Source organism: Pseudomonas sp. FH1 (genome assembly GCF_000510895.2).
Lineage (GTDB): Bacteria > Pseudomonadota > Gammaproteobacteria > Pseudomonadales > Pseudomonadaceae > Aquipseudomonas > Aquipseudomonas azotoformans_A.
In genome coordinates, this window is record NZ_AOHM01000058.1 from 83,255 (window position 1) to 105,817 (window position 22,563).

26 protein-coding genes are annotated in these 22,563 nt (G+C 60.1%); 15 read left to right on the forward strand and 11 right to left on the reverse strand.

Annotated features, from left to right (window positions below):
• Positions 1-5: 5 nt before the first annotated feature.
• Both H096_RS18260 and H096_RS18265 read left to right on the forward strand, forming a co-directional pair.
• Positions 6-620: an RNA polymerase sigma factor gene (locus H096_RS18260; protein WP_016979344.1), complete on the forward strand. Its 615-nt coding sequence runs from the start codon at positions 6-8 to the stop codon at positions 618-620.
• Entirely contained in the window at positions 614-859 is a 246-nt protein-coding gene (locus H096_RS18265) for a zf-HC2 domain-containing protein (RefSeq protein ID WP_016979345.1), read from the forward strand. Before H096_RS18260 ends, H096_RS18265 begins: the two co-directional genes overlap by 7 nt.
• 107 nt (positions 860-966) lie before the next feature.
• On the opposite strand, the gene H096_RS18270 is transcribed toward H096_RS18265, so the two are convergent.
• Positions 967-2,313, reverse strand: coding sequence for a putative porin (locus H096_RS18270; protein WP_033900606.1), 1,347 nt, complete (start codon positions 2,311-2,313; stop codon positions 967-969).
• Between the two features lie 283 nt (positions 2,314-2,596).
• Between H096_RS18270 and H096_RS18275 the strand changes: the two genes are divergently transcribed.
• The 3 genes from H096_RS18275 to H096_RS18285 all read left to right on the forward strand — a co-directional run bounded on the left by H096_RS18275 (position 2,597) and on the right by H096_RS18285 (position 4,303).
• A complete protein-coding gene (locus tag H096_RS18275) occupies positions 2,597-3,721 on the forward strand; it encodes a GNAT family N-acetyltransferase (protein ID WP_033900608.1) in 1,125 nt (374 codons plus the stop codon).
• A gap of 77 nt (positions 3,722-3,798) precedes the next feature.
• Positions 3,799-4,077: a BrnT family toxin gene (locus H096_RS18280; protein WP_033900609.1), complete on the forward strand. Its 279-nt coding sequence runs from the start codon at positions 3,799-3,801 to the stop codon at positions 4,075-4,077.
• Complete coding sequence (locus tag H096_RS18285) at positions 4,055-4,303, forward strand: BrnA antitoxin family protein (protein WP_016979349.1); 249 nt, start codon at positions 4,055-4,057, stop codon at positions 4,301-4,303. The genes H096_RS18280 and H096_RS18285 overlap by 23 nt, the downstream gene beginning before the upstream one ends.
• Positions 4,304-4,359: 56 nt before the next feature.
• On the opposite strand, the gene aqpZ is transcribed toward H096_RS18285, so the two are convergent.
• From aqpZ to H096_RS18310, 5 genes are all read right to left on the reverse strand, one after another.
• Positions 4,360-5,061, reverse strand: a complete 702-nt coding sequence (gene aqpZ / locus H096_RS18290; protein ID WP_033900610.1) for an aquaporin Z — start codon at positions 5,059-5,061, stop codon at positions 4,360-4,362.
• Positions 5,062-5,243: 182 nt separating this feature from the next.
• The gene (locus H096_RS18295) at positions 5,244-7,076 is read right to left on the reverse strand and encodes an ABC transporter ATP-binding protein (protein WP_033900611.1); all 1,833 of its coding nucleotides are present in this window, start codon (positions 7,074-7,076) and stop codon (positions 5,244-5,246) included.
• 81 nt (positions 7,077-7,157) lie between these two features.
• Positions 7,158-7,721, reverse strand: coding sequence for a peptidylprolyl isomerase (locus H096_RS18300; RefSeq protein ID WP_033900612.1), 564 nt, complete (start codon positions 7,719-7,721; stop codon positions 7,158-7,160).
• A 3-nt stretch (positions 7,722-7,724) separates the two neighbouring features.
• Positions 7,725-8,528 carry an alpha/beta hydrolase gene (locus H096_RS18305; protein WP_033900614.1) on the reverse strand — a complete coding sequence of 268 codons (804 nt, stop codon included), beginning with the start codon at positions 8,526-8,528 and terminating at the stop codon, positions 7,725-7,727.
• 14 nt (positions 8,529-8,542) lie between these two features.
• Positions 8,543-9,466: a LysR family transcriptional regulator gene (locus H096_RS18310; protein WP_016979354.1), complete on the reverse strand. Its 924-nt coding sequence runs from the start codon at positions 9,464-9,466 to the stop codon at positions 8,543-8,545.
• A 49-nt stretch (positions 9,467-9,515) separates the two neighbouring features.
• Here H096_RS18310 and H096_RS18315 point away from each other — a divergent pair, with 49 nt between their 5' ends.
• From H096_RS18315 to H096_RS18330, 4 genes are all read left to right on the forward strand, one after another.
• Positions 9,516-9,830 (forward strand): hypothetical protein, encoded by a 315-nt coding sequence (locus tag H096_RS18315; protein ID WP_033900621.1) that lies wholly within the window; start codon positions 9,516-9,518, stop codon positions 9,828-9,830.
• Positions 9,831-9,969: 139 nt separating this feature from the next.
• A complete protein-coding gene (locus H096_RS18320) occupies positions 9,970-10,569 on the forward strand; it encodes an FMN-dependent NADH-azoreductase (protein WP_033900624.1) in 600 nt (199 codons plus the stop codon).
• A gap of 202 nt (positions 10,570-10,771) precedes the next feature.
• Complete coding sequence (locus H096_RS18325) at positions 10,772-11,644, forward strand: carboxylate/amino acid/amine transporter (RefSeq protein WP_033900626.1); 873 nt, start codon at positions 10,772-10,774, stop codon at positions 11,642-11,644.
• Between the two features lie 261 nt (positions 11,645-11,905).
• Positions 11,906-12,598 carry an Abi family protein gene (locus tag H096_RS18330; protein WP_033900628.1) on the forward strand — a complete coding sequence of 231 codons (693 nt, stop codon included), beginning with the start codon at positions 11,906-11,908 and terminating at the stop codon, positions 12,596-12,598.
• A gap of 2 nt (positions 12,599-12,600) precedes the next feature.
• On the opposite strand, the gene H096_RS18335 is transcribed toward H096_RS18330, so the two are convergent.
• The gene (locus H096_RS18335) at positions 12,601-13,899 is read right to left on the reverse strand and encodes a mechanosensitive ion channel family protein (protein ID WP_033900630.1); all 1,299 of its coding nucleotides are present in this window, start codon (positions 13,897-13,899) and stop codon (positions 12,601-12,603) included.
• Between the two features lie 193 nt (positions 13,900-14,092).
• Between H096_RS18335 and H096_RS18340 the strand changes: the two genes are divergently transcribed.
• Positions 14,093-15,439, forward strand: coding sequence for a DEAD/DEAH box helicase (locus H096_RS18340; RefSeq protein ID WP_033900634.1), 1,347 nt, complete (start codon positions 14,093-14,095; stop codon positions 15,437-15,439).
• A gap of 50 nt (positions 15,440-15,489) precedes the next feature.
• On the opposite strand, the gene H096_RS18345 is transcribed toward H096_RS18340, so the two are convergent.
• Positions 15,490-15,765, reverse strand: coding sequence for a hypothetical protein (locus H096_RS18345; protein ID WP_033900637.1), 276 nt, complete (start codon positions 15,763-15,765; stop codon positions 15,490-15,492).
• 154 nt (positions 15,766-15,919) lie between these two features.
• Here H096_RS18345 and H096_RS18350 point away from each other — a divergent pair, with 154 nt between their 5' ends.
• The 5 genes from H096_RS18350 (at position 15,920) to copD (ending at position 20,245) form a co-directional block, all read left to right on the forward strand.
• Positions 15,920-16,309, forward strand: coding sequence for a hypothetical protein (locus H096_RS18350; protein ID WP_010208626.1), 390 nt, complete (start codon positions 15,920-15,922; stop codon positions 16,307-16,309).
• Between the two features lie 127 nt (positions 16,310-16,436).
• On the forward strand, positions 16,437-18,143 hold the full coding sequence (locus H096_RS18355; protein ID WP_033900640.1) for a copper resistance system multicopper oxidase: 1,707 nt from the start codon (positions 16,437-16,439) through the stop codon (positions 18,141-18,143).
• Positions 18,144-18,153: 10 nt separating this feature from the next.
• Positions 18,154-18,969 (forward strand): copper resistance protein B, encoded by an 816-nt coding sequence (locus tag H096_RS18360; RefSeq protein WP_033900643.1) that lies wholly within the window; start codon positions 18,154-18,156, stop codon positions 18,967-18,969.
• A gap of 50 nt (positions 18,970-19,019) precedes the next feature.
• Complete coding sequence (copC, locus tag H096_RS18365) at positions 19,020-19,394, forward strand: copper homeostasis periplasmic binding protein CopC (protein WP_033900646.1); 375 nt, start codon at positions 19,020-19,022, stop codon at positions 19,392-19,394.
• On the forward strand, positions 19,391-20,245 hold the full coding sequence (gene copD / locus H096_RS18370; RefSeq protein ID WP_033900648.1) for a copper homeostasis membrane protein CopD: 855 nt from the start codon (positions 19,391-19,393) through the stop codon (positions 20,243-20,245). The genes copC and copD overlap by 4 nt, the downstream gene beginning before the upstream one ends.
• Here copD and H096_RS18375 read toward each other — a convergent pair.
• The 3 genes from H096_RS18375 to H096_RS18385 all read right to left on the reverse strand — a co-directional run bounded on the left by H096_RS18375 (position 20,242) and on the right by H096_RS18385 (position 22,283).
• On the reverse strand, positions 20,242-21,108 hold the full coding sequence (locus H096_RS18375; RefSeq protein WP_033900650.1) for a DUF6279 family lipoprotein: 867 nt from the start codon (positions 21,106-21,108) through the stop codon (positions 20,242-20,244). The two genes, copD and H096_RS18375, sit on opposite strands and share 4 nt — an antisense overlap.
• A 65-nt stretch (positions 21,109-21,173) precedes the next feature.
• Positions 21,174-21,896: a TorF family putative porin gene (locus tag H096_RS18380; protein WP_033900652.1), complete on the reverse strand. Its 723-nt coding sequence runs from the start codon at positions 21,894-21,896 to the stop codon at positions 21,174-21,176.
• Positions 21,897-22,103: 207 nt separating this feature from the next.
• Entirely contained in the window at positions 22,104-22,283 is a 180-nt protein-coding gene (locus H096_RS18385; RefSeq protein ID WP_003193095.1) for a hypothetical protein, read from the reverse strand.
• Positions 22,284-22,563: the final 280 nt, after the last annotated feature.

Sequence of the window (22,563 nt, forward strand, 5' to 3'; positions counted from 1 at the left end):
CTTGAATGGCAGCAGCGGACGACGCGCACCTGCTTGAACGCCTGCTCAAGGGTGAGCAGCGGGCCTACAAGGAATTGGTCACCACCTACCAGAGCGCCATGCGGGCGGTGGCTTATGCCATTGTCGGCCAGCGTCACGCCGACGAAGTCGTGCAAGACGCCTGGCTGTCGGTGGTGCGCAACCTGGCCAAGTTCGAAGGGCGTTCAAGCCTCAAGACTTGGCTGCTGACCATCACCGCCAACGCCGCCAAGGGGCGCTATAAGCAGAATCGTCGCGAAGTGTTGCTCGACGACCTGCCTTCGCCCCATGGCACGATTGGCGATGACCGTTTCTCCCCCGACGATGGCCACTGGGCCGTCGCCCCCTACGCCTGGCACCAGGACACGCCGGAAGCCCTGCTGACCGAGGATGAACTGCGTAAATGCCTGGAGCATACGTTGCTGAGTCTGTCTGAGTTGCAGAGCAGCGTGCTGGTGCTGCGTGAGCGCCAGGGGTTGGAGTTGGAAGAGATCTGTAATCTTCTGACGCTGTCGCTCTCCAATGTCCGTGTGCTGTTGCATCGAGCACGGCTTAAAGTCTTCGCCACGGTGGAGCATTTTGAGGAAACGGGCGAATGTTGACCTGTAAAGAACAAGTGGCACGTTCCAGTGACTATCTCGATGGGCAATTGACCTTTCGCGAGCGTCTGCTGGTGCGTCATCACTTGATGTTCTGCCCGAACTGCCGCCGGTTTATCCGCCAGATGCGCCTGATGCAGGCGACGCTGAAGATAATGCCGGATGAGCCGGTAGAGGGTGTGGAGGCCTTGGCGCAGCGGTTGGCGCAAGAACGACTCAAGGATCACAAAGGCGGGGAATAAGCAGGCTCGCGTGGAGGGATCGGACGGATGATGGGGACCGATCCACCCACGCAAGACTGTTGCAGCGACCTCGGGCCGTCCTGGCCCAAGGCTTTTAACACTTAGATTTAGAACTTGGCTTCTGCGTCCAGCTGCAGGGTATTGGCGTTCGCATCGCGATAGCCAGGGGCGCTGGCGTAGTCCGCTTTGGTCAGGAAGTAAGTGGCGCCGACCGCGAAGTTCTTGTCGATGTCGTAACCGACTTTGAACTTGTGGCCGCGTGCACCGGTGAAGCCGCCGGCGAAGTCCGAGTCGGTGAGCGCGCCGACCACTGCGTAACGTTGTACGTCGCGGTAGTTGTAGTCCAGGTTGAAGCCAAAGACCTTGGACTTGGCACCGAGCAACCAGGCAGTGTCCTGATCTTTGTCTGTGGCTTTGGTGTTTTGCACGTACTGGCCATAGAACGACAGCGGAACAGCCAGGCCACCGATGTCGATTTGGCTGAAGCCTTCATACAAACGGTACTCGCTGGCATTGCCGGCGGTGGTGTTCGCGATGGTTTCGGCCGGGGTCAGGCATTGGAAGGAGCCAGCGGTTGGGCAACGGCTGTCTTCATCGTTCTGGAACGCGTAGACGCTGCCGCCCACGGTCAGTTTCAGGTTGTCGGTCAGCGAGAAGCGCGAACCCAACTGGCCTGCCGTCATGCGCAGGTCGTTGCGAAATTGCACGCCGTCGCCGTTGACGTTGTCCTTGAGGTTGTAGTTACCCAGGCTGCCGAACAGCTCGGCGCTGCTGCCCAGTGGGTATTTGTAGGTGACGGCCAGGCCTTCCGGGTTGATATCGCTATCCCAGATCACGTCGCCCATGCTGACCCACGGTTGCAGCATTTTGCCGCCGATCACGTGCAGGTTCTTGATTTGAGTCGGGTGGTAGTCGATATAGCCAAGGTCCAGCCAGATCGACTTCTTGTTGAAGTAGCCGTCCAGGTCCTGGTTGGTGGAGCGGGCGTCGTCGCTGCTGCCGGTGGCGATACGGATGCCAGTGTCGACCTGTGAGTTGATCTCGGTGTAGGCGCCCAGACGAGCACGGATGCGTTCACGATCCTTGTCTTTGCCGCCGTTGTTCGGGGTGCCGTCGATCTTGATGGTTTCGTGGCGGAAGCGCACGTCACCCTTGAGTTGAGTCTTAGCCGCCCAGGCCAGCTTCTGGTCGAAGCTGCTCAGCTCGTTGGTTTTCTTCGCGGTGGCCGCGATCTGTTCGTTGGTCTCTTGTTGAGCTTGCCGTGCTATCTGCTGCTCTTTCTGGTCCCGTGCCAGTTCAGCTTGCAGTTCGCTGTACTGGGCATTGGTGATCTGGCCGTTGGCCTTGAGCATGTCGAGCAATTTAGCGTCGACTGCAGCGCTGGCCGGAACGCTCAGGGCCAGTAACAGGCCGCCGCAGAGGACCGCCGCAGTTTTAGTGGAAGCAAGACGCATATCAATCTCCGAAAGTGAGGAGGGATGGCAAACCATCCAGGACACAACCGACCGATGACGGACGGAAAAATAACCACCTGCTAGAACCAGGCGCTCTAAAAACAGGCGTCAGTATCACGATCGTTTATGACGGAGCAGTGGCGAAGTGATGTCATCTAGATGACAAATTTTTCATGTTCGGAACTATTGGTTTAGAGCCTTGTCGCGCGAAACGGGGGTGTGCCGAGGCCGGCAATCAGCGATACTCGCCAGGCTTTCACGCCCTGAAGTAGTGAGGATGCCGATGCCGTTGCAACGCCTGGACAGCCTGTCCGAGATCGCCCCGCAAGCCTGGGATGCGCTGGTGCCACAGGCCCAGCCGTTCGTGCGGCACGCCTTCCTGAGCGCATTGGAAGACAGCGCCAGCCTGGGCCCGCAATCGGGCTGGCAACCGGAGCATTTGCTGCATTGGGAAGGTGATCGGCTGGTGGCGGCACTGCCCAGTTACCGCAAGTGGCATTCCTACGGCGAGTACGTGTTTGATCACGGCTGGGCGGATGCCTGCGAGCGGGCAGGCATTGAGTATTACCCTAAGTTGCTGACCGCCGTGCCGTTCAGCCCGGTCAGTGGGCCACGCCTGCTGGCGGCGAGTGCAGACGATGGTCTAGAGCTGCTAAAGAGCCTGCCGGGTTACCTGGAAATCGAAGGGCTCTCGAGCGCCCACATAAACTTCACCGATGAACTGGCCGATGCGGCACTGGCCCAACAACCGGGATGGTTGCAGCGTTTGGGCTGTCAGTTTCACTGGCAGAACCGGGGTTACCGCGACTTCCAGGATTTTCTCGATGCGCTGAGTTCGCGCAAGCGCAAACAGATGCGCAAAGAACGCGAACAAGTGGCAGGGCAGGGCATCGACTTCGAGTGGCTGCAAGGCCATGAACTGAGCGAAGCCCAGTGGGATTTTGTCTACGCCTGCTACGCCAACACCTACGCGATCCGCCGCCAATCACCTTACCTGACCCGCGCGTTCTTCAGCCTGCTGGCCGAGCGCATGCCCGAAGCGATCCGCGTGGTCCTGGCCAAACAAGGCACACGCCCGGTGGCCATGGCCTTCAGCCTGATCGGCGGCGACAGCTTCTACGGCCGCTACTGGGGTTGCCTGGCAGAGTTCGACCGCCTGCATTTCGAAACCTGTTTCTACCAGGGCATGGACTACGCCATCGCTCATGGCCTGCAACGTTTCGATGCGGGGGCACAGGGCGAGCACAAGTTGATCCGTGGGTTTGAGCCGGTGATTACACGGTCATGGCACTACCTGCGCCATCCGGGCTTGAAGAATGCGGTGGAGGATTTTCTGGAGCGCGAGCGGGTGGGGATTATGGCGTATGCGCAGGAGGCGAGGGCAGCCCTGCCTTATCGACAGGGCTGAACCATTGGTCTGGCGGCGCTTCAAACCAAGACTGAAATCGTCATCCTGTATGTACAAAAGTACATACAGGATGTGCCATGTTATTTGAGTGGGATGAATCCAAAAATAACGCCAATATTGTTAAGCACGGCATCGATTTCAATGACGTCCCGGATATCTTTAGGCACCCAATGCTGGCCTTGCGCGATGATCGAGCGGATTATGGCGAGGAGCGTTGGATTAGTATTGGCTGGATCAAATTGTTAATAGGTGTGGTCGTATACACCGAACGACGTGGTGATGTGATCCGTATCATCTCCGCCCGAAAAGCAACCAAGAAGGAGGCCAAATATTATGACGCAAACATCGAAAACTGATTGGGAGCGCTTGGCCAAAATGAATGATAAAGAGATCGATACCAGCGATATCCCTGAGCTGGATGCCGATTTTTTCCGGCGTGCTGAGTTACGTGTCCCCGTGAAGCAGGCGGTCACTATCAGGCTAGACGCTGACGTATTGGAGTGGTTCAAAGGTCAAGGATCTGGTTACCAGACGCGCATTAATCAGCTATTGCGCCAGTACATGCAGGCCCATCAAGGGTGATTGGCGTTTAGAAAGGTTCAGCCCTGCCTTATCGACAGGGCTGAACCCAGCTTGCCTCAGCCCGGCGCCTCCTTGCCAAGCCATCGATAGGTAACTCCACCCATCACCGCACCCAGGATCGGCGCGAGCCAGAACATCCACAACTGCTGGATCGCCCACCCGCCGACGATCAGGGCCGGGCCGGTACTGCGGGCCGGGTTGACCGAGGTGTTGGTGACGGGAATGGAGATCAGATGGATGAGTGTCAGCGCCAGGCCGATGGCGATGGGCGCAAGGCCCGGCGGGGCGCGGCGGTCGGTGGCGCCGAGGATGATCACCACGAACATGGCGGTCATCACCAGCTCACTGACAAACCCTGCCGCCATCGAATAACCGCCGGGCGAATGCTCGCCATAGCCGTTGGCCGCTAGCCCCGACGCCAGTTCGAACCCCGGTTTGCCGCTGGCAATGAAATACAGCAGCGCAGCGGCGATCGTACCGCCGACCACCTGCGCCACGATGTACGCCGGCAGTTCCCTGGCCGGGAACCGTCCGCCTACCACCAGTCCCACCGACACGGCCGGGTTGAGGTGACAACCGCTGATATGCCCGATGGCGAACGCCATGGTCAGCACCGTGAGCCCGAATGCCAGGGACACGCCCAACAATCCGATCCCGACTGCGGGGAACGCTGCGGCCAACACCGCGCTCCCGCAACCGCCCAACACCAACCAAAATGTACCTAGCCCCTCTGTGATTGAACGCTTGAACAAAGACATGCAGCCCGTCCTTGATAGATCGCTCTACCGGATCCGTAAATCAGTGATGCTCCCTGCAGATTTACTTCAGCGCCCTTCTGGGCACTGCACTGATTACAGCAGGATTGCGACACAAATCCAGGGCATGAAAAAGCCCCAGGCCCTTGTGTTTTAGGGGCTGGGGCTGTTTCGGCACTGCAGTATCAGTCGATACCGACGAACCCACCCGTCTGGTGCTGCCACAACCGTGCATACAGCCCGCCATGGGCAAGCAGCTCGGCGTGACTGCCGCTCTCGGCAATCTGGCCTTTCTCCAGCACCACCAGGCGGTCCATCCGAGCAATGGTCGACAACCGGTGCGCGATCGCAATCACCGTCTTGCCCTGCATCAGGGTTTCCAGGCTCTCCTGGATCGCCGCTTCCACTTCCGAATCCAGCGCGGAGGTGGCTTCGTCCATGATCAGGATCGGCGCGTCCTTGAGCAGCACGCGGGCAATGGCAATACGCTGACGCTGCCCACCGGAAAGCTTCACTCCGCGCTCACCGACATGCGCATCCAGCCCGGCACGGCCTTCGGAGTCCGACAGCAACGGAATGAACTCATCGGCGCGCGCCTTGTGTACGGCGGCCCAGAGTTCTTCGTCGGTGGCGTCGGGCTTGCCGTACAGCAGGTTGTCGCGGATCGAGCGGTGCAGCAGCGACGTGTCCTGGGTGATCATGCCGATCTGTTCGCGCAAGGATTCCTGGGCGACCTCGGCAATGTTCTGGCCATCGATCAGGATGCGTCCGCCTTGCAGGTCGTACAGACGCAGCAGCAGGTTGACCAAGGTCGACTTGCCGGCACCCGATGGGCCGATCAACCCGATCTTTTCACCGGCCTTGATCTCAAGGTTCAGGCCGCCAATGATCCCGCTCTTCTTGCCGTAGTGGAAATCCACCTGTTCGAAGCGCACTTCGCCCCGTGGCACGCTCAAGCGTGGGGCATGCTCGCGGTCGATCACGGCGAGTGGCTGGGCGATGGTTTTCAGGCCGTCCTGGACTTGGCCGATGTTCTCGAAAATGCCGTTGACCACCCACATGATCCAGCCGGACATGTTGACGATACGGATCACCAAGCCGGTGGCCAGGGCAATCGCGCCCACCGAGATCAGCGACTGCGTCCACAACCACAGGGCCAGGCCGGTGGTGGTGACGATCAGCAGGCCGTTCATGGTGGTGATCACGATGTCCATGCTGGTCACCACGCGGCTGGCCAGCTGGGTTTTTTCGGTTTGCTCGATGATCGCTTCCTTGGCGTATTCCTGCTCATAGCGGGTATGGGCGAACAGCTTCAAGGTGGTGATGTTGGTGTAGCCGTCGACGATGCGGCCCATCAATTTGGAACGCGCTTCGGAGGAAATCACCGAGCGCTCCTTCACCCGTGGCACGAAGTAGCGCAGCGCTAGGCTGTAGCAAAGAATCCAGCTCACCAGCGGGATCATCAGGCGCCAATCAGCTTCGGCAAACAGCACCAGGGAGCTGATGGCGTAGATCGCCACGTGCCAGATCGCATCCACTGCCGCCACCGCAGAGTCGCGCAGTGAGTTGCCAGTCTGCATGATGCGCTGGGCAATACGCCCGGCGAAGTCGTTCTGGAAGAAATTCAGGCTCTGCTTGAGCACGTAACTGTGGTTCTGCCAGCGGATCAGGCTGGTCATGCCGGGGCTGATGGTCTGGTGCACCAGCAGGTCATGCAGGGCGCCGAAGATCGGGCGCAACAGCAGGGCGACCACGGCCATCCAGATCAGCTCGGTGCTGTGCACCTGGAAGAAGTTGGCCGGCGGCGTGCCCTGGGCCAGGTCGATGATGCGGCTCAGGTAGCTGAACAGTGCGACTTCGATCAACGCACCGATCAGGCCCACCACCAGCAAGGCGGCGAAATGCGGCCACACCTGGCGCAGGTAGTAGAGGTAGAAGGGCAAGACTTTGTCGGGCGGGGCTTCGCTGGGGGCGTCGCGGAAAATATCGATCAGTTGTTCAAAACGACGATAGAGCATTAGGGTTGACGCCCGCAGGGCGGGCTCTCCTTTCAAATGCGCGCGCGGCCTCGTGGGCGGCGCGCGGAGCTACCTGCTACCTCAGTCGATGCGCTTGGCCGACTTGATGTACACAGGATCGATTGGCACGTTCTGCATGCCCTGCTTGGTGGTGGTCTGCGAGTTGACGATCACATCAACCACGTCCATGCCCTTGACCACTTTGGCGAATACGGCATAACCGCGATCACGGCCTGGGTCGAGGAAGGCATTGTCGGCCACGTTGATGAAGAACTGGCTGGTGGCCGAATCCGGGTCACTGGTGCGCGCCATGGACAGGGTGCCACGTACGTTATGCAGGCCATTGCTGGCTTCGTTCTTGATCGGCGCTTCAGTTGGCTTTTGCGACATCGACTGAGTAAACCCGCCGCCCTGGACCATGAAGCCTGGGATCACGCGGTGGAAAATCGTGTTGGTGTAGAAGCCCTTGTCGACATAGGCCAGGAAGTTCTTGGTGCTGATTGGCGCCTTGACCGGGTCCAGTTCGATCTCGATGTCGCCATTGGTGGTGGTGATCAATACGTGGGGCGCCTTGACGGGCTCGGCGGCCATCAGGTTGGCGGCAAACAGAACAGAACCGGCGAAGAAGGCGATTTTTTTCAACATGGGTCAGTGATCCTGGGTAGTGGTTTCGACTGTCTTTAGAAAATCGAGCAAGGTTGCGTTAAAGACTTCGGGTTGGTCCAAGGGCGTGGCATGGCGGGAATCCTCGATCACCACCAGTCGCGCATCGGGCAGCAGTTTTACATAGTTTTCTTTTTGCGCCACGGGGGTGTAGTCGTGGTCGGCGCTGATGACCAGGGTTGGACAGGTGATTCTGGAAAGTCGTTCCTGCACGCCCCAGCCCACAATGGCATCGAAGCTGGCGAGATAAGCACGTTTGTCGTTTTTTGCCCAGCGTTCGGCCATCTTGCGGCGCAGCTCGGCCTGATGCGGTTTTGGGAACAGACGGTCGCCCAATGCCTTGCCGATAGTGGCCAGGCTGAGCACACGCGCCAGGCTCCAGCGTTTGGCCCATTGCCAGTAATCATCGGCACTGCGCACCTTCACCTCTGGCGCGCTGTTGACGATGCACAGGCTCTTGACCTGCGCGGGTTCGTCCACCGCCAACTGGAAGGCAATCATGCCACCCATGGACAAGCCCACCACATGGGCGGGTGGCAAATCCAAGTGTTCGATCAATGCCAGCAAATCAAAGGTGAAGCCCTGGATGCTGTAGCGCTCGCGCGGTTTGTCCGAGCGGCCGTGGCCGCGCACATCGACCACGATCAGACGGTAATGCCTGGCCAGCACCGGAATCTGCAGTTCCCAATCCTGGCTGCTGGAGCCCAGGCCGTGGATCAGGATCAGCGGCGTGCCGTGGCCGTATTCCTCGTAGTGCAGGCTGCATCCTTCGTGGTCGAACCAGGCCATGCATGAACTCCGTTTCAGGCTTGCTGCGGGGCGGCGAAAGGCGCGTCCAAGGGGGCGGTGTCAAAGGTGCGCAGCAGTTCCACGAGGATCTGCGTCGCCGGCCCCAAGGGTTTGTCCTTGTTCGAATACAGGTAGAACGTCGGGTTGCGGCTTCCACCCTTTTCCAAGGGTAGCTGCTTGAGCAGGCCTTCCTTCATTTCGCGTTCGATCAGGTGGCGCGGCAACCAGGCAAAGCCCAGGCCGCTGCTGACGAAGGTGGCGGCGGTGGCCAGGCTGCCGACGGTCCAGCGCTGTTCGGCGCCAAGCCAACCCACATCCCGTGGTTGCTGGCGGCCGGAATCGCGAATCACCACCTGCATCTGGCTTTCCAGGTCCTGAAAGCTCAGCTCGCGGTTCAGGCGGTGCAATGAGTGGTCCGGATGGGCCACGGCAATGAATTCCACATCGCTCATTTCCGTGCCCAGGTAGCCGGGGATGATGAAGCCGCTGATGGCCAGGTCGGCCATGCCATCGAGCAACAGCTCCTCGACGCCAGACAGCACCTCCTCACGCAGGCGCACACGGCAACCCCGGCTTTGCGGCATAAATGCGGTGAGCGCGCGTACCAGGCGTGCGTTCGGATAGGCCGCGTCCACTACCAGGCGCACCTCCGCTTCCCAGCCTTGTTCCATGTGGTGGGCGAGGTCTTCCAACTGGCTGGCGTTTTTCACCAACTGTCGGGAGCGGCGCAACAGCACTTCACCCGCGTCAGTGAGCACGGCTTTGCGCCCGTCGATGCGGAGCAGCGGCACGCCAAGCTGGTCTTGCATGCGGGCCACGGTGTAGCTCACCGAGGACTGCGAACGGTGCAACGCTTCGGCCGCCTGGGCGAAGCCGCCATGGTCGACCACGGCTTGCAGCGTACGCCATTGATCGAGGGTAACGCGGGGCGCTTTCAAGATGGGTTCCTCTTGTCCTAAGCTGACAGTCCTTATTGGAGACTGCCGAATGAGAAAATTCTGTTGTGTGTTGCTGGCGCTGCTGCCGTTGAGTGCATTTGCCTACCCTATCGACGTGACGAAAAAGATCGACGGCGTCAGCATCGACTACACCGCCTCCGATGTGGACGGTGATATCAGTTCGATTCAACTCAATAACTACGGCACTCAAGACGCGGTCTGCTCGGTAACCTTCACCAACGGCCCGGAATCGCCGCGCCGCAGAACGGTCACGGTGCCGGCGGGCAAAAGCACCAACACCACGGTCAAGTTCAATCGCGCCATTATCAAGATGCGTATTGCCCTGGCTTGCGCACCAAAGTAGCCCAGCAGCGGAGCATGCTCCGCTTATAAACAAATTTATAGATGGGTTATAGCAGTTTTTTGCGCTTTTTTATCGAATTGGCTCTGTTTAATCTCCACTCCATCGCCTTACAGCAATTTCCGATGGAGCCTACCCAGCCATGTCCAACGTTCTGATCATCGAAAGCAGCGCCCGCCAGCAGGATTCGATCTCCCGCCAACTGACTCAGCAATTCATCAGCCAATGGCAGGTCGCCCACCCGGCGGACCAGATCAGCGTGCGTGACGTGGCCCTCAACCCGGTTCCGCATCTGGACGCCAACCTGCTCGGCGGCTGGATGAAGCCAGCGGATCAACGCAACGACAGCGAGCAGGCGTCCCTGGATCGCTCCGACGAATTGACCAACGAATTGCTTGCGGCAGACGTGCTGGTGATGGCCGCGCCGATGTACAACTTCGCCATTCCCAGCACCCTCAAAGCCTGGCTGGACCACGTGTTGCGCGCCGGTGTGACCTTCAACTACACCGCCACCGGGCCACAGGGGCTGCTGACCGGCAAACGCGCCATCGTGCTCACTGCGCGCGGCGGCATCCATACGGGTGCCAGCTCCGATCACCAGGAACCCTACCTGCGCCAGGTCATGGCCTTTATCGGGATTCATGACGTCACCTTCATTCACGCCGAAGGAGTGAACTTGAGCGGTGACTTCCAAGAGAAGGGCATCAACCACGCCAAGGCGCTGTTGGCCCAGGTCGCCTGATCCGTTAATCGCCAGATAATCCCGCGATGGTTATCTAGCTCCACGCAAGCCCTTCAAGTACGCGTAACAGACCTCCCTTTGCACTTTTGCTCCTGAGTGCTCCTGCCCGACTGCCGCTTTAGCGAGGTCGGGTTTTTTTTGCCCCGAGTTTCTTCAACCGCCGAAAACCTTTAATGTCCCGCCCATTCGAAACGAGGCGCGCATGGGCTACTTACTGGTTGTCACCCTGATTCAGGCATTTTCCTTCAGCTTGATCGGCGAATACCTCGCCGGACATGTCGACAGCTACTTCGCCGTTTTGGTGCGCGTGCTGCTGGCCGGCTTGGTATTCATCCCGCTGACGCGCTGGCGCTCGGTGGAACCGGGTTTCATGCGCGGCCTGCTGGTGATCGGCGCGCTACAGTTCGGTGTGACGTACGTGTGCCTGTACCTGAGCTTTCGCGTGCTCACGGTGCCGGAAGTGCTGTTGTTCACCATCCTCACGCCGTTGCACGTGACGCTCATCGAGGATGCGCTCAACCGGCGCTTCAACCCCTGGGCGTTGATCGCCGCGTTGGTGGCGGTGGCGGGTGCGGCGGTGATCCGTTTCGACCAGATCACTGCGCACTTCCTGGGAGGCTTCCTGCTGCTGCAACTGGCCAACTTCACCTACGCCGCCGGGCAGGTGATGTACAAGCACCTGGTCAAACGCTACCCAAGCGACCAGCCGCATTACCGCCGCTTTGGTTTCTTCTACTTGGGCGCATTGCTGGTGGTGTTACCGGCGTTCCTGATGTTTGGCAAGGCCAATTACCTGCCCGATGCACCGCTGCAATGGGGTGTGCTGGTGTTCCTCGGGTTGGTCAGTACGGCGCTGGGCATGTACTGGTGGAACAAGGGCGCCTGCCTGGTGCAGGGCGGCACGTTGGCGGTGATGAACAACCTGCATGTGCCGGTGGGGTTGCTGTTGAACTTGCTGATCTGGAACCAACATGAGCCGCTTGGGCGGTTGGCGTTGGGTGGGTTGGTGATTCTGGGGGCGGTGTGGATCAGTCGGTTGGGCAATCAACCGGGCAGTAGTACAGCGAAAAGTTGAATCGCCAGAAATGCGGAGGCCCCGCAAAGCGGGGCCGTCACATAACCTAGTCTCGTCACCGTTTCGTGTCGCACGGGAGTGGAGGTTCCTAGGGCTGCGGGGTGAGATTACCAGCCGCGATTTTTACGTCAACTCCCTATGGCGCCGGTTTAGGTCAACTGCACCATTCGGCAACAGTATGTTTATTTCAAGCAAAAGAACCTGTCTGCACTATCGCTCGCGCTTGTACATTTCTTTGCGCTAAACGGAGCTTGCGGGTAGATGGTCTGGCAAACGTTGGAGGCGAAGCTCTCCACACCACGAATGAACCGCTACCTCAAGGGGCATCAGGGCAATCAAGAGCATGCCGCTGCTGCCTATGTGCACAATATGAGGATCGCAGAGTCCCTGGTCTCGATTTTTCACGTGCTTGAAGTTGGGCTGCGCAACAGTATTCAGCGCGAGATGGTGCGCGAGTACGGTCGTGACGACTGGTACGAGGCCTTCAAGGCAAGCACCAATCCAGAGCTTCGCTCCAGCTATCAAAAAGTGGACGACGCGCGTACGACACTCATGAAAAGAGGTGTCGACCCAGGTCCGGACGACATCACGGCTGAGTTGAGCTTTGGCTTCTGGACTTCACTGTTCAATCGAAAGGCCTTTCCGGATGTTTCCAAGCCTTTGATGAAGGTATTTTTCTATTGCCCAAGAAACGCCAAGAAAGCCGACGTTATTCGTAGCCGCCTGAACAATACGAGGGACCTGCGAAATCGCTGTTTCCACCACGAGCCACTCCTATGGCAACCGCTATTTGCCTTGCATCGGGATATCACAGAAGTAGTGCAGTGGATTGATCCTGATTTGTGCGCCTGGTTAAAAAGCCACGATCGACTCCCTACAGCATTAGTCGATTGGAGTCACTGGCGGGAGGCGGCGAAGCGTCCGGCCACCCAACCGGCCTCAAACACTCAATAGCGCTATATCACGGTTTTTTCCGGTGCAGGCAAATGACTGGCCCCCAACACCGCAGGCAAAACCCCCGCACGCAAATCATTCCCACTCGGCTGCTGATACAGGCTCAAGCCAAACTCTGGCAGCACCGCCAGCAGGTAATCAAAAATATCCCCCTGGATCCGCTCGTAGTCCGCCCACGCCGTGGTGCGGGTAAAGCAGTAGATCTCCAGCGGCACGCCCTGGGCGGTGGTTTGCATCTGGCGCACCATGCAGGTCATGTTCGGCTGGATGTCCGGGTGGCTTTTCAGGTAGGCAAGGGCATAAGCGCGGAAGGTGCCGAGGTTGGTCATGCGACGGCGGTTGGCCGAGAGTTGCGCGCTGTGGCCCTGGGCTTCGTTCCAGGCCTTGAGTTCGGCCTGTTTGCGTCCGATGTAGTCGGTGAGCAGGTGTACCTGGGTCATGCGCAGTTCTTCATCGTCACGCAGGAAGCGCACGCCGCTGGCGTCGATGAACAGGCTACGCTTGATACGGCGCCCGCCGGAGGCCTGCATGCCGCGCCAGTTCTTGAACGATTCGGACATCAGGCGCCAGGTGGGGATGGAGACGATGGTCTTGTCGAAATTTTGCACCTTGACCGTGTGCAGAGTGATGTCCACCACGTCGCCATCGGCGCCGACCTGGGGCATCTCGATCCAGTCACCGACCCGCAGCATGTCGTTGCTGGTCAGTTGCACGCTGGCGACGAACGACAACAGCGTGTCCTTGTACACCAACAGGATCACCGCCGACATGGCGCCAAGCCCTGACAGCAGCAACAGTGGCGAGCGATCGATCAGGGTGGCGACGATGATGATCGCGCCAAACACGAACAGCACCATCTTCGCCAACTGCACGTAGCCCTTGATCGAGCGGGTGCGCGCGTGTTCGGTGCGGGCGTAGATGTCCAGCAGGGCGCTGAGCAGGGCGCTCATGGCCAGCACCAGGAACAGGATGGTCAGTGCCAGGGCCACGTTGCCGATGAACAGGATGGCGGTCTTGCTCAGGTCCGGCACCAGGTACAGGCCGAATTGGATCACCAAGGACGGCGTCATCTGTGCCAGGCGATGGAAGACCTTGTTGTGCCGCAGGTCGTTGAGCCAGTGCAGGGCCGGTTGCCGGCCAAGCAGCTTGACGGCGTGGAGGATGAGGTAACGTGCCACTCGTCCGAGCAACAGCGCCACCACCAGCAACACCAGCAAGCCGAGGCTGGCATGCAGCAGCGGGTGTTCGTCGAGGGCGCCCCAGAGGTCTTGGACGTTGAGCCAGAGCTGTTTGATATCCATGGGTGAAACCGATTCTTCTATAAGACAACACGGGGCGATTAGAGCATTTAAGTGCAACAAAGTTGATGTCATGGACAAATGCCCTGACAAAAAAGCAGCCGATTAGCACCGTTCGCGTAAAGAAACTCGGTTTGGACGCGCGAAACCGGTAACCTATGCAGCTGATTTTTTGTATTTCTTCGAGGTAGCACCCGTGTTTTCCCAATTCGCCCTGCACGAACGCCTGCTCAAAGCCGTGGCCGAGCTTAAATTTGTCGAGCCTACGCCTGTGCAAGCAGCGGCCATCCCGCTCGCGCTCGAAGGGCGTGACCTGCGGGTGACAGCTCAAACCGGTAGCGGCAAGACCGCCGCTTTCGTCCTGCCTGTGCTGAACCGCCTGATCGGCCCGGCCAAGGTTCGCGTCAGCATCAAGACCCTGATCCTGCTGCCGACCCGCGAGCTGGCCCAGCAGACCCTGAAGGAGGTTGAGCGTTTCTCGCAGTTCACCTTCATCAAGTCCGGCATCATCACCGGCGGTGAAGATTTCAAGGTCCAGGCCGCCATGCTGCGCAAGGTGCCGGACATCCTGATCGGCACCCCAGGCCGCATGATCGAGCAGCTCAATGCCGGCAACCTCGACCTCAAGGAAGTCGAAGTGCTGGTATTGGACGAAGCCGACCGCATGCTCGACATGGGCTTTGCCGACGACGTGCAGCGTCTGGTAGCCGAGTGCGTCAACCGCCAGCAGACCATGCTGTTCTCCGCCACCACTGGCGGCTCGACCCTGCGCGACATGGTCGCCAAGGTGCTGAACAACCCAGAGCACCTGCAGGTCAACAACGTCAGCGACCTGAACGCGACCACGCGCCAGCAGATCGTCACCGCCGACCACAACGTGCATAAAGAGCAGATCCTCAACTGGCTGTTGGCCAACGAGACCTATCAGAAAGCCATCGTGTTCACCAACACCCGCGCCGCCGCCGACCGCATCTACGGCCGCCTGGTAGCTCAGGAATACAAGGCGTTCGTGCTGCACGGCGAGAAAGACCAGAAGGACCGCAAGCTGGCGATCGATCGCCTCAAGGCCGGTGGCGTGAAGATCCTGGTCGCCACCGACGTCGCCGCCCGTGGCCTGGACGTGGACGGCCTGGACCTGGTGATCAACTTCGACATGCCGCGCAGTGGCGACGAATATGTACACCGTATCGGGCGTACCGGGCGTGCCGGTAACGATGGCCTGGCGATCTCGCTGATCTGCCACGGCGACTGGAACCTGATGTCGAGCATCGAGCGCTACCTCAAGCAGTCGTTCGAGCGCCGCACTATCAAGGAAGTCAAAGGCACCTACACCGGGCCGAAGAAGGTCAAGGCGTCGGGCAAGGCCGTTGGCGTGAAGAAGAAAAAGACCGACGCCAAGGGCGACAAGAAGAAAACCGGTGCCAAGTCGCCGACCAAGCGCAAGATCGCCAATCGGCCGAAGACCGACAACCTGTCGCTCGTCAGCAAGGACGGCATGGCGCCACTCAAGCGCCGCAAGCCGGAAGCCCCGGCTGCCGAATAAGGCGCAGGTGATGTGAAAAAACCGGACGATTGTCCGGTTTTTTTATGCCATCAATTTTTAGCCTTGGCGGCCGCTTCCTTGAGTTCCTTCAGGCGAGCATCGATCAGTTGGCACTTGTCAGGGAACTCCGCGCTTTCGGTGTCCAGGTCCATCTTCTGCAGCTCGTCGTTCATCTCCTTGGCCTTGGTCGGGTTCTGCTCGGTCAGCTTGGCCACTTCCTGGGCCAGTTGCTCGCGCTTGGCCGTGGCCTCGTCGGGCGTACAGGCCCAGGCGGGCAGGGCGGTCAACAAGGTGGCGGCAATGGCCAGGTTCATCAGGGTTTTCATGGGTGGACCTCCTTGGCAGGGATATTCAGTTGAGGTCGTGGGCACCTGGAAAGTTCACGCCAATGACGCTCGTCTGTTGGGCTGAACGGCCAGTGACGTGGCCGGTCACACCTTTTAACGGGCAACTTTCCACCCGCCCGCAGGAGGAATCAGGATGACGACTTACAACTGGGATCTGATCGAACGTCTGCTGCATGAAGTGCAGAACGGCGAGGGCAGCTTCGCCCCGCGCAAATACGCCGAGCAGGAAGCGGCCGAGAAGGCCACGGCGGGCGAGTCCACCGGCAACCTGGACGCACTCAAGAAGACTGCTGCGGACTACGAAGCGCTGCTGTTCAAGCGCGGTTTTATCGAGTCGCGCCCCGAAGACGAGGGCGGCAATGGCGAGAATTTCATCCTGACTCCGCTGGGCGCTCAACTGCTGGCGCTGATCGACAGTTCGATCCCTGGCAATGATCACCCACGTCAGGTGCTGGATGAACAGCCCGACGCTCTGGACCCGGCGACCTTCGCCGAGGTGGCCTCCAAGGCCCAGATCGCCTGATCCCTCTCACGCCCCGGCGCTGCCGCAATGCCGGGGCGAAACTGTCAGATCGGTAATCTGCCGCTAAGCTGGCTGACAGCCGGCCCTGCCTACTCTGCTGCCATTCAACTCATGGATTTGAATCGGCATGCACTCCAACACTACCCGACGTACCTTCGTCAAAGGCCTGGCTGCCGGCAGCTTGCTGGGCGGGCTCGGCCTCTGGCGCAGCCCGGTCTGGGCCTTGACCAGTCCCGGCCAACCCACGGTGCTGGCCGGCACCGAATTTGATCTGTTCATCGACCAGAGCCCGGTCAACCTCACTGGCCGTAAACGCACGGCACTGACTATCAATGGCAGCCTGCCCGGCCCGCTGCTGCGCTGGCGTGAAGGCGACACCGTGACCTTGCGCGTGAACAACCGCCTGGCCGAACCGACGTCGATCCATTGGCACGGCATTCTCCTGCCGTCGAACATGGACGGCGTACCGGGATTGAGCTTCAAGGGCATCGAGCCGGGTGGCGTGTTTGTCTACCAATTCACGGTCAAGCAGCACGGCACTTACTGGTACCACAGCCATTCCGGGTTCCAGGAACAGCAGGGCGTGTATGGCCCGCTGGTGATCGACCCGAGGGAGCCCGAGCCGTATACCTATCAGCGCGACTACGTGGTGATGCTGTCGGACTGGACCGACGAAGACCCTGTCGCCTTGATGAAAACCCTCAAGAAACAGTCCGACTACTACAACCTGCACAAGCCGACCGTGGGCGACTTCGTGCGGGATGTGGGCAAGCAAGGCGGGTCGGCCACGGTGGCTGACCGCCTGATGTGGGCGCAAATGAAGATGAACCCCACGGACTTGGCCGACGTCAGCGGCGAAACCTACACCTACCTGCTCAACGGCCAACCGCCGGAGCGCAACTGGACCGGCGTATTCAAGGCGGGCGAGACGATCCGGTTGCGCTTTATCAACGGCTCGGCAATGAGCTATTTCGATGTGCGCATTCCGGGGCTGAAGATGACCGTGATTGCCGCCGATGGCCAGCCAGTGCAGCCGGTGAGCGTCGACGAGTTCCGTATCGCCGTGGCGGAGACCTTCGATGTACTGGTCGAGCCGACGGCCGAGGCTTACACGCTGTTCGCCCAGTCAATGGACCGCAGTGGTTATGCCCGCGGCACGCTTGCCCGACAAACCGGGGCGATGGCCACCGTACCGGCACTGGACCCGCGCCCCTGGATCACCATGGAGGATATGGGCATGGGTGGGATGGACCACGGCGCCATGGCGGACATGCCGGATATGGCGGGCATGGATCACAGTGCCATGTCGATGCAGGCCCATCCGGCCAGCGAGCAAGACAACCCGCTGGTGGATATGCAAGCCATGAGCCCGGTGCCCAAGCTCGACGATCCCGGCATCGGCCTGCGCAACAACGGCCGGCGTGTCCTGACTTACGCCGACCTGCGCAGCGCCTTCGAAGACCCTGACGGACGCGATCCCGGTCGCACCATCGAACTGCACCTCACTGGGCATATGGAGAAATTCGCCTGGTCATTCAACGGCGTGAAGTTCTCCGATGCCGAACCCTTGCAACTGACCTACGGCGAGCGCGTCCGGCTGGTGCTGGTCAACGACACCATGATGAGTCACCCCATTCATTTGCACGGCCTGTGGAGTGACCTGGAGGACGAAAACGGCCAGTTCCAGGTGCGCAAGCACACCATCGACATGCCGCCGGGCTCACGGCGCAGCTACCGGGTGACTGCCGACGCGCTGGGGCGCTGGGCCTACCACTGTCACCTGCTGTACCACATGGAAATGGGCATGTTTCGTGAGGTACGCGTGCATGAATAAGGAAACGAGCATGAGCCGTCGTGTCTTATCCGGCTTAATCGCGTTGGCGTTTGTTCCGTTGACACAGGCCGATGAATTCCAGGGCATGAGCCCGGCGATACCGGCGCTCACTGAGAGCCGCACACCGATCCCCGTATTGACGGACGCCGATCGCGCTGCGGTCTACAACGCGCCCGGTGGGCACGTGGTTCACGACAGTGGCATCCATTCCCTGCTGCTGATCAACCAGTTGGAATGGCAAGGCGGCGAGGGCGACGGCGCGTTGAACTGGGATATCAAGGGCTGGGTCGGTGGTGATATCGATCGCCTGTGGTTGCGCAGCGAAGGCGAGCGCAGCGCCGGTCGCACCGAAAGCGCTGAAGTCCAGGCGTTGTGGGGCCATGCCATCAGTCCTTGGTGGGACCTGGTTGGCGGTGTGCGCCAGGACTTCATACCCGGTGACGGCCAGACCTGGGCGGCCTTCGGCGCGCAGGGTATGGCGCTGTACAACTTTGAAGCCGAAGCCACGGTGTTTGTCGGTGAAGCCGGGCGCACTGCTGCACGGTTGGAGGGCGACTACGACATCCTCCTGACCAATCGACTGATCCTGCAGCCCACCGCCGAACTCAACTTTTATGGGCGCAACGATCCGCAGCGCGGCGTCGGTTCGGGCCTTTCGGACAGTGAGTTGGGCCTGAGGCTGCGTTACGAAGTGCGCCGCGAATTTGCGCCCTATGTGGGCGTGACCTGGAATCGCAGCTACGGCCAGACCGCGCAATACGCCAGGGATGAAGGCGAAGACACGCGGCAACTGCGCTGGGTCGTGGGTGTGCGCTTGTGGTTCTGACGTTTTTACTCTTCCTATAACTCGCCGCCATGAGCGGCCTGGAGCCTTGCATGTCGATGTTGAAAACTGCCCTGGCGGGCGTTGTGTTATGCACCAGCGTGGCGGCTTCAGCCCATCCCACGCTGCTGTCTTCCAGCCCGGCATCCGGTGCCCAAGGTGTTGCCCCCGCAGTGATTGAACTGCGCTTCTCGGAAAATCTGCTGACGCAGTTTTCCGGCGCCAAGCTGACCATGACCGATATGCCCGGCATGCCCAATTCGTCAATGCCGGTAAAGGCCAGTGTCGCCGCCAGTGCTGATCCCAAAGTGATGCTGATCAAGCCGGCCTCCACGCTGACGGTGGGCACCTATCGGGTGGATTGGCGCGCGGTGTCGTCCGATACCCACCCGATCCTTGGCAATGTGGTGTTCAGCGTCCAGCCATGAGTGAACTGATCCCGGTGTTACTGCGCTTCGCTCTGTATCTGGACTTGATGCTGTTGTTTGGACTGGGGCTGTTCGGCCTTTATGCAGATAACCGGTTGCTGAATCTGAAGCCTCAGCTACGGGCATTGGCGATACTGGGTTTGCTGCTGTCGGTGGCGTCGTTGCTGTCCATGACCCAGTCCATGAGCGGTGCCGAGGATTGGCCAACGCTGTGGACGCACCTGCAGATGATGCTCTGGCACACCGAATTGGGCTGGACGTGGTGGCTGCGGATTGCGGCGCTGGTTCTGGTTGCACTCAATACCCGGTTGGCCACCGGGTTCGGCGGTGTCGCGTTGGTGACGCTGGCCTGGACCGGGCATGGGGTGATGCATGAAGGCTCGTTGGGGCTGTGGCATCTTCTCAGCGACAGTGCGCATCTGCTGGCGGCGGCGGGTTGGGTCGGGGCATTGGTGGCGTTCGGGCTGATGTTGAGGAGTACATCTGAGCAGGCGGTGCCAGTGTTGGCACATGCCTTGGCAGGCTTCGAGCGTGTCGGCGCGGTCTTCGTTGCGGTGCTGATTGGCACGGGCGTGGCGAATTATCTGTTTGTGGTCGGGCCGAACCTGGATGGCATTACGGGCGGCGTCTACGCGATCCTGTTGTGCTTGAAGTTGGGCTTGTTTGGATTGATGTTGGGGCTGGCGGCGCTTAATCGCTCACACCTGACGCCGTTGTTGCAGCGCTCCCTGGCGGCGGGTGACCACCGAGCAGCGCGTGAAGCCTTGCGTCGCAGCATCACCCTGGAGTTTGGGGCGGTGGTGCTGATCCTGGCGCTGGTGGCCTGGTTGGGAACCTTGGCCCCCCGCTAGGACTGCGCACTTTTCAAGCATTTGAGCGCCTGGAAATCGCTACGCACCTTGTCGATCTTCTGGGTGAGCTTCTGCCGTTGCTGCACGGTGCTTTCGGCCATCACGTCGACAATCAGGCCGCGGGCCGCGGCTTCCGTCTGTGCGTAGGCGCTGCGGTATTGCGGGGTCCACAGGCTTTCGCGGTCCACCAGCAACTGCTGCATTTTTTGTGGGAAGTCAGCGTTTTTGCGCTGTTGCACGGCGTCGATAAACTGCGCCTGCCAGCGGGCGCGGTTGCCGATCCATTCCTCGTTCTGCTCGCCCAGTGCAATGGACCAGGCGGTCACGCGGTTCTGCTGGCTGGCACTGAGCGGGCCGATCCAGGCGTCCAGGCGCTTGTTCATGCGCTCGGCGCGCTCCTTGATCTGCTGGGCCAGGGGCGGTTTGAGGTACTCGTCCTGGCGTTTGCGCAGGTCCTTGGCCAGGGCGTCGCTCATTTCCTTGACCTGCTGGTCGTCCAGGCCTTGGAGCAGTTCGATGGCGGAGGGCGTGATCTCACGGGCGACGTCGTCGATGGCCTGTTTGGCCTCGGTGGTGCGGGCCTGGAGCGCGGCGTCGGTGACCTGGTTGTCGTCGGCCATCCGTTGCAGGCGGTCCAGCCAATCCAGGTAACCTGGCAATTGCGTGGTGCAGTGCCAGGCCAGGTGTTCCTTGAGCTTGTCGTTGAACCAGCTCTTCTGCCCGGCGTTCATGTCCAGGTAGTCGTTGAGGGTCCAGGGGATGATCACGTCGAGGTTGCGATAGGCCAGGCCCACGCGATTGCAACCGGCGAGCACCAGGCTCAGGGTCAGCAGTACCACCAGTAGTTTGAGCCGACGCAGCATGGGCGGGTCCTTCGCAGAGTGGGTTATCACATGTGAACCCGCGCCGGGTGCGACAGTTCAGCCCCTCAATAAAACGACCGGGCGGCCTTCAACGTCAACAGGCCATCGCATTGCGAGTTGTGTCCGGAATAGGCCGAGCAATCCCCGCCGCTGAGGCTGGAGTCGCTGTAGATAAGGTTCAAGTCCACGCCCATCCACTGCCGGGAGAATTGCACCGACCAGTCGCTGAAGGTGCGGATGGAGCCGCCCTCCACTGAAACCGGCGTGCCCAACTGATGAGTGGTGTACTTCATGCTGACGCCAATGCCGAACGGCTGGGTGCCGCCGAGGTCAGCAAACAGGGTGCTGTCCTGGCGATCCGGGTCGTTGCTGAAAGAGGCGCCGAAGCGATTGCCCAATAGGTTCAGGCCACCGTAGAACTCCTGGCTGTCGAGGGGGCTGAGCTTGGGGTAGCTGTAGTGGATCAGGCCCACTTCGTAGCCCAGGGTCTGGTCGAAGGGATGCTTGAAGCCCATGTAGGAATCGACTTCGAGGGTGCTGGACGAGGACAGGCCCATGTTCGGTGAAAACTGGCCGAAGTACAGGCCGCTGTCGTGGCTCAGGTCCAGCCCGCCATGGAACGAATCGCTGCCGGGAGACGTCGGCTTGACCAGGCCCTGGGCCATGCTGCGACTGGGCGTCGTGCCCAATTTCAAGTCGAAGTCACCCAGTTCACGCTGGAAGATCTGGGCTTCGGCGAGAGGGCTGGCAATCAGGGCGCCGACCAGGAACATGCAGGGTTTGAACATGCTTCACTCCATGAAAAGCGAGGAGCAGTGACGGAGAAAGTCGGGCAGATGCCCGTGCTAGACGTGTGCAAGCATACCGGCGAATGCCAGGCGGTGAGGCCCGTTCGTCGATTAGCGTGTTATTGAAGGTATTGCAGAGGGTCTTTCGGGCTCTAGTCCTAGCGCCTTGATGGCAAGACGCTTAGGGACCAGGTGTGTTGCGCGGTATTACTTCTTACCCAGGCTGATCTGCTTGGATGGGCCGAAAGTCTGGCCGCTCACGCCCTTGGCAATCTGCTGGATTTCACCGCCGGACTTGAGGAAGGCAGCAATCTGGCTGTTGATCGATTCGCTGGTTTCAACGGCGGGAGCTGGCTTTGCTTTGCTGTTGGATGCTTTTACGCGCATGGCGGCCACTAACCTGTAGAAAATTAACTTGGCCAGGCATCGTACAGGAAATACTTGACAATTGCTTGGCAAATATCCCCAGGGAATAAGTGGGGCGGTGGGAAATAGCCGAAGTTGATCGCTGGAATAATCCCCTAACTTACTGTTTTAACTCGAAACCATGCAGCTGTCCGCGACCGACTGCCTGGAAAAAATGGGCCGATTGATCAGACGAGCGGGGCAGCGCCATGGCAACCCGCGATTTTTCAGGCACGCGCGCGTGGCGAGCGCAACTCGGGTA